The 8,965-nt window shown below is 54.9% G+C and carries 9 protein-coding genes; 2 read left to right on the top strand and 7 right to left on the bottom strand.

Going from position 1 to position 8,965, the window contains the following annotated elements; translation table 11 throughout:
* Nucleotides 1–114: 114 nt before the first annotated feature.
* The 3 genes from ybeY to miaB form a co-directional block, all read right to left on the bottom strand.
* On the bottom strand, nt 115–570 hold the full coding sequence (gene ybeY, locus ABYP39_RS14885; RefSeq protein ID WP_372748874.1) for an rRNA maturation RNase YbeY: 456 nt from the start codon (nt 568–570) through the stop codon (nt 115–117).
* A complete protein-coding gene (locus tag ABYP39_RS14880) occupies nt 567–1,565 on the bottom strand; it encodes a PhoH family protein (RefSeq protein WP_372763909.1) in 999 nt (332 codons plus the stop codon). The genes ybeY and ABYP39_RS14880 overlap by 4 nt, the downstream gene beginning before the upstream one ends.
* Nucleotides 1,566–1,641: 76 nt before the next feature.
* Entirely contained in the window at nt 1,642–2,982 is a 1,341-nt protein-coding gene (miaB, locus tag ABYP39_RS14875) for a tRNA (N6-isopentenyl adenosine(37)-C2)-methylthiotransferase MiaB (RefSeq protein ID WP_372758462.1), read from the bottom strand.
* A 160-nt stretch (nt 2,983–3,142) separates the two neighbouring features.
* Here miaB and ABYP39_RS14870 point away from each other — a divergent pair, with 160 nt between their 5' ends.
* A complete protein-coding gene (locus tag ABYP39_RS14870; protein ID WP_372750390.1) occupies nt 3,143–3,493 on the top strand; it encodes a DUF1820 family protein in 351 nt (116 codons plus the stop codon).
* A gap of 65 nt (nt 3,494–3,558) precedes the next feature.
* Here the strand turns inward: ABYP39_RS14870 and ABYP39_RS14865 are convergent, their stop codons facing one another.
* Nucleotides 3,559–4,821, bottom strand: coding sequence for an aminotransferase (locus tag ABYP39_RS14865; RefSeq protein ID WP_372783302.1), 1,263 nt, complete (start codon nt 4,819–4,821; stop codon nt 3,559–3,561).
* A 112-nt stretch (nt 4,822–4,933) separates the two neighbouring features.
* Nucleotides 4,934–6,475, bottom strand: a complete 1,542-nt coding sequence (locus ABYP39_RS14860) for a DUF1631 family protein (protein WP_372783299.1) — start codon at nt 6,473–6,475, stop codon at nt 4,934–4,936.
* A 137-nt stretch (nt 6,476–6,612) separates the two neighbouring features.
* On the opposite strand from ABYP39_RS14860, the gene ABYP39_RS14855 reads away from it, so the two are divergent.
* Complete coding sequence (locus ABYP39_RS14855) at nt 6,613–7,032, top strand: nuclear transport factor 2 family protein (RefSeq protein WP_372750716.1); 420 nt, start codon at nt 6,613–6,615, stop codon at nt 7,030–7,032.
* Here ABYP39_RS14855 and cmoB read toward each other — a convergent pair whose 3' ends face one another.
* Nucleotides 7,033–7,998, bottom strand: coding sequence for a tRNA 5-methoxyuridine(34)/uridine 5-oxyacetic acid(34) synthase CmoB (cmoB, locus tag ABYP39_RS14850; protein WP_372783297.1), 966 nt, complete (start codon nt 7,996–7,998; stop codon nt 7,033–7,035).
* Nucleotides 7,995–8,723, bottom strand: a complete 729-nt coding sequence (gene cmoA / locus ABYP39_RS14845) for a carboxy-S-adenosyl-L-methionine synthase CmoA (RefSeq protein WP_372764210.1) — start codon at nt 8,721–8,723, stop codon at nt 7,995–7,997. The genes cmoB and cmoA overlap by 4 nt, the downstream gene beginning before the upstream one ends.
* Nucleotides 8,724–8,965: the final 242 nt, after the last annotated feature.

Here is an 8,965-nt window from a genome sequence, read left to right as displayed (position 1 = left end):
GTCGCCTGAATCGTTGCCAGATCGGTCGTCGCTCATGAATTTGTGTGCTGTCCTCCTGTGGGAGCTATCTTGCGTTTACGCTGCATGGGTTTGTGGGATTATCAATCCGGCCGGCTAGTTTGCCAGATAGGGGTTCGCAAACTCCAGTCTTTCCAGAATATCTATTTCCAGCGCTTCCATTTCCTGGGCTTGTGTATCATCAATGTGATCATAACCAATCAGGTGTAACGTGCCGTGTACCACCATGTGAGCCCAGTGGGCCGGGGCTGTCTTGCATTGTTCGGTTGCCTCTCGTTCTACGACGCTGGCGCAGATTACCAGATCGCCGAGTAAAGGCAGACCGAGCTCCGGTGGCAGGTCGGCGGGAAAAGAGAGCACATTGGTGGGTTTGTTTTGCTGGCGATACTGGTGGTTCAGTTCGGCACTCTCGGCTTCGTCTACAACGCGAATGGAGACCTCGGCTTCGTCGCGCTGTCCGCTCAGGGCAGCATGAACCCAGCGTTCAAAGTCGGCTATCTGGGGTAATGCAGAGGCCGAACTGGCATTCTGCAGATCGACGATCAGGTTCATGACTTGGTTTTGTCTAGGGAGGCGGTATCGCCGCTATACGCTTCGTAGGCTTCGACAATGCGCTGCACCAGTGGGTGGCGCACGACATCCTTGGACTGGAAGAAGGTCATGCTGATGCCGTCAATGTCTTTCAGTACATTCAATACGTGAGTCAGTCCTGATGGGGTGCCTCGCGGAAGGTCTATCTGGGTCGCATCGCCAGTAACAATGGCCGTTGAGCCGAAACCTATCCGGGTAAGAAACATTTTCATCTGTTCGCGCGTTGTGTTCTGCGCTTCGTCCAGCAGGATGTAGGAATTATTCAGGGTGCGACCGCGCATATAGGCCAGTGGCGCAATCTCAATCACATTGCGTTCAATCAGTTTGCTGACCATTTCAAAGCCGAGCATCTCGTAGAGAGCGTCGTACAGTGGGCGCAGATATGGGTCTATTTTCTGTGCAAGATCGCCGGGCAAAAAGCCGAGTTTTTCGCCTGCTTCCACCGCCGGGCGAACCAGTAGTATCCGTTCCACTTCGTTGTTCATCAGGGCTTCAACCGCGCACGCGACGGCGAGGTAGGTTTTGCCGGTGCCAGCCGGGCCAACGCCGAAGTTGATGTCGTTGGCTTTGACTGCGCGCACATATAGCTGCTGGTTTTTGCCGCGCGGTTTGATGGTGACCTGTTTGGTGCGGATGATTGTCATCGGCGCGACCGTGGTTTCAGCATCTCGCGCCTGTTCCAGTCCCGCTTCCTGCAGGTGCAGGTGTACTGCCTCTAGATTGAGGCTGGCACCGTTTTCGCACTCTCGGTAAAGGCTGTCGATGACCGAGGTCGCCGCTTCAACGTTTGTCTGCGGACCTTCAAGCGACAGGGCGTTGCCCCGAATGCCAATGCGAACGGCCAGGCGCTGTTCAATCAGCTGCAGGTGTTCGTCAAATTGGCCGCAGAGCTGTGCCAATAAGTGTGGGTCGTTGGGTTCGAGAGTGAGAACAGTTTGTATGGGTACTGAAGTCAATGTGTTACCAGAATTACCGTCAAAATGACGTCGATGATGGTTTTAGGATAACCGAGTTTATGTGCCTGCCAAACCATTATTGCGCGCAGAGCTCGCCGCGCAGGGAGTTTGGCAGTGCCTGAGTGATGGTGACTTTAGCGAATTCGCCGATAAGTGATTGATCTGCTGAGCTAAAGTTGACTACTCGGTTGTTTTCGGTGCGACCCTGCAGTTGCCCGGGGTCTTTTCGGGATACGCCGGTCACCAGCACTGTCTGGGTGGTGCCAACCATGTTTTGGCTGATTTCCTGGGCTTTCTGTACGATGCGTTGCTGCAGGATCTGCAGGCGTTGCTTCTTGAGCGCTTCAGGCGTTTCGTCATCTAGCTGGGAGGCGGGGGTGCCGGGTCGGGCGCTATAGATAAAGCTGAACGAAGTATCGAAACCGATGTCGGCAATCAGGCGCATGGTTTCGCTGAAATCCTGTTCGGTTTCTCCGGGAAAGCCCACGATGAAGTCAGAGGAGAGGCTGATATCCGGGCGAATTTCCCGCAGTTTGGCGATTTTAGCGCGATATTCATCAGCCGTATGGCCGCGCTTCATAGCCTTCAGAATTCGGTCAGAGCCGCTCTGAACAGGTAGGTGAAGGTGGTTCACCAGCTGCGGTATATGGCGATAGGCCTCTATCAGAGCGTCCGAAAACTCCACGGGGTGGGAGGTGGTGTAGCGAATGCGATCTATGCCGGGAATTGCAGCAACGAAGCTGAGCAGCTCTGCGAAGTCGACGATATCGCCATCGGAGGTGGCGCCGCGGTAGGCGTTAACGTTCTGACCAAGCAGGTTTACTTCGCGTACACCGCGATCGGCAAGGGATTCCACTTCGGCGATGACTTGTTCCAACGGCCGGCTGACCTCTTCGCCCCGGGTATAGGGCACGACGCAGAAGGTGCAGTACTTGGAGCAGCCTTCCATAATGGAGACAAACGCACTGGGGCCGTCTACAGAAGGCTCCGGCAGGCGGTCAAACTTCTCAATTTCCGGGAAGGTAACGTCGACAACAATGGGGCCATCGGGTTTGCGGCTTTTCAGCATGTCCGGCACGCGGTGTAGGGTCTGGGGGCCAAAAATGACATCCACATAGGGTGCCCGCTGGCCGATGTCAGCGCCCTCTTGACTTGCGACACAACCGCCGACGCCAATCACCAGATCAGGGTTTTTGTCCTTGAGCTGCTTCCAGCGGCCTAGCTGGTGAAATACCTTTTCCTGGGCTTTTTCCCTGATAGAGCAGGTGTTTAGAAGGAGAACATCCGCTTCTTCCGGGTTGTCGGTGGGCTCCAGGCCATGCGAGACCCCCAGCAGATCCTGAATACGAGCGGAATCGTACTCGTTCATCTGGCAGCCGTGGGTTTTGATGAAAAGCTTTTTCGGTGCGTTGGCCATAAGGGTGCCCGGAACTCGCAACTGTCTGAAAAATGGGCGGTCATTATACAGAGCGGGGGCTGAAACCCCCAAGCGGAGTTGCTGTTTTTTTGCACGCCAAATTCGCAAATGTGCTACTATCGCCGCCCTTTTTTTGATACTGCAGGTTGCTGGTGCGCGAATGAGCAAAACGCCCATCTACAAAGTTATTTTTTACAACCAGAATCAGGTATACGAGCTGTACGCCAAGGCAATTTACCAGAGTGAGATGTACGGCTTTCTGGAGGTGGAAGAGTTTGTGTTCGGTGAAATCGGGCAGGTTATTGTGAATCCGGGTGAGGAGAAGCTCAAAAATGAGTTTGCCCAGGTAACGCGTTCCTATGTGCCTATGCACTCCATCATCCGCATTGATGAGGTGGAGAAAGAAGGTGTGGGCAAGATTCACGAGCTGCCGGCAGGCAGTGGCAAGGTCGCCAATTTTCCAACCATGCCCCAGCGCCCTGGCAGCATTACTGGCGATTCAGGAGACTAGAGCGACAGTCCCAGCGGGTTGGTTAGCCACCTATGGGCGGGAGCCCCGCCCATAGGTGGCGCTGTTTAGGCGGCTTTCAGCCACTGGCGCACAGTTGCCAGCTTCACACAGGTCACAAACACATCGGTGGCCGCCTCAATATCTGCCACTGTCGGTACGCTCGGTGCAATGCGGATGTTTTTGTTTTCCGGATCTTTACCGTAGGGGAAGGTTGCTCCTGCTGGGGTCAGCTTGACGCCAGCCTCGGCGGCCATGGCAACGACTTCGGTGGCCAGCCCCGGCAGTGTGTTGAAGGAGATAAAGTAACCGCCTTGCGGTGTAATCCATTCGCCGGCTCCGGTTCCAGCCAGGCCTTTTTCCAGCCCTTTTAGAACCGCATCAAAACGCGGTCTGAGCAGTTCCGCGTGCAGTTTCATGTGGTTGAGTAGTTTGTCGTAGCTTTGGAAAAACTCGACATGGCGCAGTTGATTGATTTTGTCGGGGCCAATCTGGGTCATTCCCAGCTGCTTGCTGAAAACGGCCAGGTTGTTTTCTGATAGGCCCATAAACGCAACGCCTGCGCCGGCGAAAGTGACCTTGGAGGTGGAGCCAAAAATATACACGCTGTCTTCGGTTCCCGCCTTGCGGCAGGCGTCCATGATATTAGCGAGTTGCGGTGCATCTTCGTTCAAGAAGTGAATGGCATACGCGTTATCCCAAAAGATGCGGAAATTGCTACCCGCCATGTTGCCCAGCTCGGCGAAGCGCGCAACTACCGCGTCGCTATACACGTGGCCCGTGGGATTGCTGAAGCGGGGAACGCACCAGATACCTTTGATCAGAGGGTCGGCTTTTACCAGGCGCTCGATTTCGTCCATGTCGGGACCATCGTCGAGCAGTGGTACGGGAATCAGTTCTATGCCCAGAGTTTCCGAGACGCTGAAGTGTCGGTCATAGCCGGGAACGGGGGCGAGCATCTTTATTGGCCCGTCTTCCTTTATCCAGGCGGTATCTGGGCCATTGGCCCCCAAGTGCATGGCAAAGTGCGCGGCAAAGTACATCAGCGTGAGGCTGCTGTTGCCGCCCACCAGGGTTTCGTCAGGCTTGACGCCAATGACCTGTGAGAACAGCTTGCGTGCTTCGGGAATGCCGAGCAGGCCGCCGTAGTTGCGCAGGCTGGCATCGGCGAGCGCCTGCTGTGCAATATCACCGAGCAGGCCGTTAGAGAGGTTGAGCTGGTCTGTGCTGGGCTTGCCCCGGGTCAAGTCGAGGTTGAGGCCGCGCTGCTTAATCGCCTCATACTGCTCGCTGAGCTCAGTTTCGAGGTTGCGCAATTCCTGGGCGTTCATGTTGGCGTGCAAGACTAATCCCCTTCACAAAAAAGAAACAGCGGCCGTTGCCGGTTATCGGCGGGCAATTATACGCGGTTTGCGTTGAGAAAAAACGGAAATGCTTGGGGGATCAGCCGCTGGCTTTCAATGTTTCATTTTCTGGGCTGTGCAGACGCTTGCGCAGCCGTTTCAGGCTGGAAATCAGCTCTACACCCTTGGCGGTGTTGAAGTCGATCAGCTTGAGACCGTTGAGAAGGTCCCGTTCAATCTGATCGCCCAGGAACTCGGTATTGGTATAGCGCAGTTGTTTATCGTCGCAGTGCAGATACCAGATGATATCGTCGACCAATGACAGCGCTTGCTGGGTAGAAATGGCGTCTTCGCCGTCTTCCAGCCAGATTTTGGCAATCACGCGATTCCATAGGCTAAATACCAGCTTGTGCAACAGCGGTGGCACATCGCTCATGTCCTGCATCTTTTCTTCAAGGCGTGCATTAACCTTGTCGAGGTGATTGATTGTCGCTTTCGGTTTGTGGGGTTGCTCGATGGATTCCTGCTCTTCGCGCTCCAGGCGGTGCATTTGATAGGCGAGATAATCCATCAGTTCTTGGTGCAGAATTCTTAAAAGGGCGGGGTCGCCACGATAACTCTGGGTTCCGGCGCCAACGCCCATATCAATCGACTGTTTGACATTTAATAGCATTTTCCTGCGTTCGGAGGGGGGGCTGCTGACCCAGTTTGCCACCGTCGCGGTTACCTGATGCACGAGCTGTTTCGCTGGATGCAGTGACTGCATAAAGGAGCCGCGATCCGCCAGGGCAACGCTTTCGACGGTAGGGCGGATGCGAGCAGCGAGAGATTGGAGCGAACGCGGTACCCCGCTCATTGTGGTGAGGGGGTGAAACAGGCGGTCAACGTCTGCCAGCAGTTCTTCATCACTGTATTGTCGGTGCTGGAGGTCGTCGTGAGGGTGGAACCAGCGGTCGCGCAGAGCGCGGGCCGCCTCGCTCATTGTGTCGAGTTCATCGAGCTTGCTGCGGAGTTCGTTCAGGCGGTCGACCGCCATCGCGCGAGTTGATGCGTCGATGGAGGTGTCGCGGAGTTTCTTTTCAAGATGGTTGATCCATGCCTCGATATTGGAGCGTCGGTCGATATGGGTGGCAGTTGACGAGGCCGTCATTTCCAAAAGCCCGACATAGAGCTGCCCCAGGCTGTCTATAAACTCCTTGCGAAACACCTCGCGCGCGGTATCCCTGGCGGCCTGCGCCGGATCAAGCAGGTTGAATGCCCGTTGAAACAGTGTGGCGAACACCTCTTCGCGCAGGGTTAGGCAGTAATTGTACAGCTCGTCTTTGCTGCCAGCTTTGTTGAGGAGCGATTGCAGCTCCGGGCTTGGCCGTTGCTGCGGTATGACTTTGATTGAAGGGTCTTCGCCGCGGGTAGCATTGTGCACCAGCTGTTGGAAATGCTGGCAGATGCGCTGGCGATTGTTTTCCAGATATTTGTGGTGTTTGAAGTAAAGGAGTGCGTCATCGCGCTCCGTCTCACTCATTGCCATATCCAGCAATTTTTGCGAGAGTTCGCCAACGCAGAGAGAAATCTGGTTTTCCACCCACCGCATCGTGTGGTTGTGGAAAGCTTCCAGCGATGCATGCCCCTCAGCATCTTGCATGGCCATGTCTCCAAGGGTTGTGCTACTGATCCATCTGCACAATATTAAATTATTAGTCGATTGATCATACTTTGAACAGTTTATACTTGTAAAGTCAATAAGTCACATTTTGTGTTCACTGCTAACGAGGCAGATTGATGAGTATAGAAGAAGAAAACAAACGGCGCGTTGAGGCTTTCTTTGATGCCATGAATGCCGCCGACTCGCAGCGTATCGCGGCCGCATATGCCGAGGATGGAACCTGCTGGACGTCGGGCAATACGCTGATTTCAGGTACGTTGACGAAGCCGCAGATTGTAGCTGGCGCTAGTGCGGTGCTGGATGTCTTTCCCGAAGGTTTGGCGTTTACCGTACATGCAATGACCGCTGAGGGTGAGCGGGTGGCGGTAGAAGCTGAATCGAACGGTCAACATGTGTCGGGAAAATGGTACCGCAACCTTTACCATTTCCTGTTTGAGTTCCGAAACGGCAAGTTACTTCGCCTGAAGGAATATATGGATACCGAGCAGATCACAGACGTGCTGTGTGGTGGTGAGCGCCCACCGCAGGCTGAATAGTCAGGGCGCGTCGGCTAATACAATAGCGCGCAGTGGTGCCGGATGGCCTTCCAGGGTCTGGCTGTGGTCTTGCGGGTTGAGAAATTCTGCCAGCGAATGAAATTGCATCCATTGAGTACGACGCTGTTCCTCAGTCGTCGTTTTTGTTACGTCTACGGTGCGAACATTTCTAAAGCCTACCTTGCGTAGCCACAATTCCAGCGTGCCTGTGCTGGGCAGGAACCAGACATTACCCATGCGGCTGTAGCGCCCTTCAGGTACCAGGCAGTAGCCGGTGTCGCCTTCTACTACAAGGGTTTCCAGAACCAGTTCGCCGCCGGAACAAAGCGCGTCGCGCAACTGGATCAGGTGATCAAAAGGGGAGCGGCGGTGATAGAGAATGCCCATCGAAAACACTGTATCAAAGGCGCGCAGTTTTTCCGGCAGGTGTTCAATGCCAACTGGCAGAACACCAACGTGGTGATCCTGCAGGTAGTGCTGAAGGGCCTGAAATTGCACAACGAAAAGTGGTGTTGGCTCAATGCCAACGACCAACTGCGCGCCGGCGCCGCGCATTCGCCAGCAGTGGTAGCCACTGCCGCAGCCAACATCCAGAACTCGACGCCCGGTGAGATTGGCGATATGGGGAGCAAGACGTTGCCATTTCCAATCAGATCGCCATTCGGTGTCAATGAATGTGTCAAAGAGTTGAAACGGGCCTTTGCGCCACGGGTGCAGCCCTCGTAGAGCGGCGTCGAGCTGTTGCTGCTGATCGGTGCTGATTTCGCCCGCGACTGTCACGGTATCGCGATTGATTTGTTTGTCTGTTACCAGCGTTGTTGGTAGCGCATTCAGGCAGTCCAGCCAGCGCGGCAGGTCTCCGTAGCGCTTTAGATCAAGACCTGCTGCGATCTGATCGTTGAGAAGTGGCAGCCAGCTCGCCAGCGGTGTGTCGCTAAAGTGCGCAAGAAAGTTGTCGAAATTCATGCCTTGATGGCCACCAGAGAGGCAAAATTAAAGCATTGAAACCATACATCTACACTACTGAAGCCGGCGCTGCGCAGGCGTTGTTCGTGGGTGTCGAGAGTTTCTGGTTGCAGAACGTTTTCCAGGGCGCTGCGCTTCTGTGCAATTTCCAGGTCGCTGTAGCCATTGGATTTTTTGAAGGCGTGGTGCAGGTCGGTATTGAGTTCCTGCAAATGCGGGTCGGCGAAGCGAATTTTTTCTGACAGTATCAGAATGCCGCCTTTAACCATGCCGTTGTAAATCTCGCGCAGCAGGGCATTGCGGGTTTCAGGCTCGAGAAACTGTAGGGTAAAGTTTAATACGACCACCGACGCGCTGCGGATGTCGATGTTTCGGATGTCAGCGCACACCATGTCGACCGGGACGGTGGAATCGGGCAGCCGCTCCGACAGGCGAGTGAGCATGGCTTGGGAATTGTCTACGGCGACGATGCGGCAGTCGCGGTCGTTCAAGTATTGTGCCATGGCAAAGCTACTGGCCCCGAGAGAGCAGCCGAGATCGTAGCAGCGGGTGCCGGGTTTGGCGTAGCGATCCGCCAATACCCCGGTCATGGCCACGATGGTGCTATAGCCCGGTACCGAGCGCTGGATCATGTCGGGAAAGACCGAGGCGACGGTATCGTCAAACGCAAAGCGATCTATCGCGGTTCGCGGCGTAGAGTAAATGGTATCTCGAGGGGTGCTCATGGGGCTCTGTATCAGCTGACAACGCCGCAAATTTTACCACAGCAATTGGCAGCGCGCGGGGTTCAGCCAATTGGCATGCGTAGCGACGTTATAAGTTTGAAAAGCAATGCCAGCCGCATTATGACCAGATACAAAAAACCCACCGCATGGGTGGGTTTTTTGTATCTGGTAGCAAGGGGCGGATTCGAACCGCCGACCCCAACATTATGAGTGTTGTGCTCTAACCAACTGAGCTACCTTGC

Origin of the sequence: Litorivivens sp. (assembly GCF_041625495.1) — a bacterium.
Taxonomy (GTDB): domain Bacteria; phylum Pseudomonadota; class Gammaproteobacteria; order Pseudomonadales; family Spongiibacteraceae; genus Litorivivens.
Note: the sequence above shows the minus strand (reverse complement) of the source record. Positions and strands in the feature narration are given on the sequence as shown.

Coding starts and splice junctions, on each gene's coding strand:
- ybeY (WP_372748874.1), bottom strand. CDS start 570: ATGAACCTGATCGTCGATCTGCAGAATGCCAGTTCGGCCTCTGCATTA.
- miaB (WP_372758462.1), bottom strand. CDS start 2,982: ATGGCCAACGCACCGAAAAAGCTTTTCATCAAAACCCACGGCTGCCAG.
- ABYP39_RS14870 (WP_372750390.1), top strand. CDS start 3,143: ATGAGCAAAACGCCCATCTACAAAGTTATTTTTTACAACCAGAATCAG.
- ABYP39_RS14865 (WP_372783302.1), bottom strand. CDS start 4,821: ATGAACGCCCAGGAATTGCGCAACCTCGAAACTGAGCTCAGCGAGCAG.
- ABYP39_RS14860 (WP_372783299.1), bottom strand. CDS start 6,475: ATGCAAGATGCTGAGGGGCATGCATCGCTGGAAGCTTTCCACAACCAC.
- ABYP39_RS14855 (WP_372750716.1), top strand. CDS start 6,613: ATGAGTATAGAAGAAGAAAACAAACGGCGCGTTGAGGCTTTCTTTGAT.
- cmoB (WP_372783297.1), bottom strand. CDS start 7,998: ATGAATTTCGACAACTTTCTTGCGCACTTTAGCGACACACCGCTGGCG.
- cmoA (WP_372764210.1), bottom strand. CDS start 8,723: ATGAGCACCCCTCGAGATACCATTTACTCTACGCCGCGAACCGCGATA.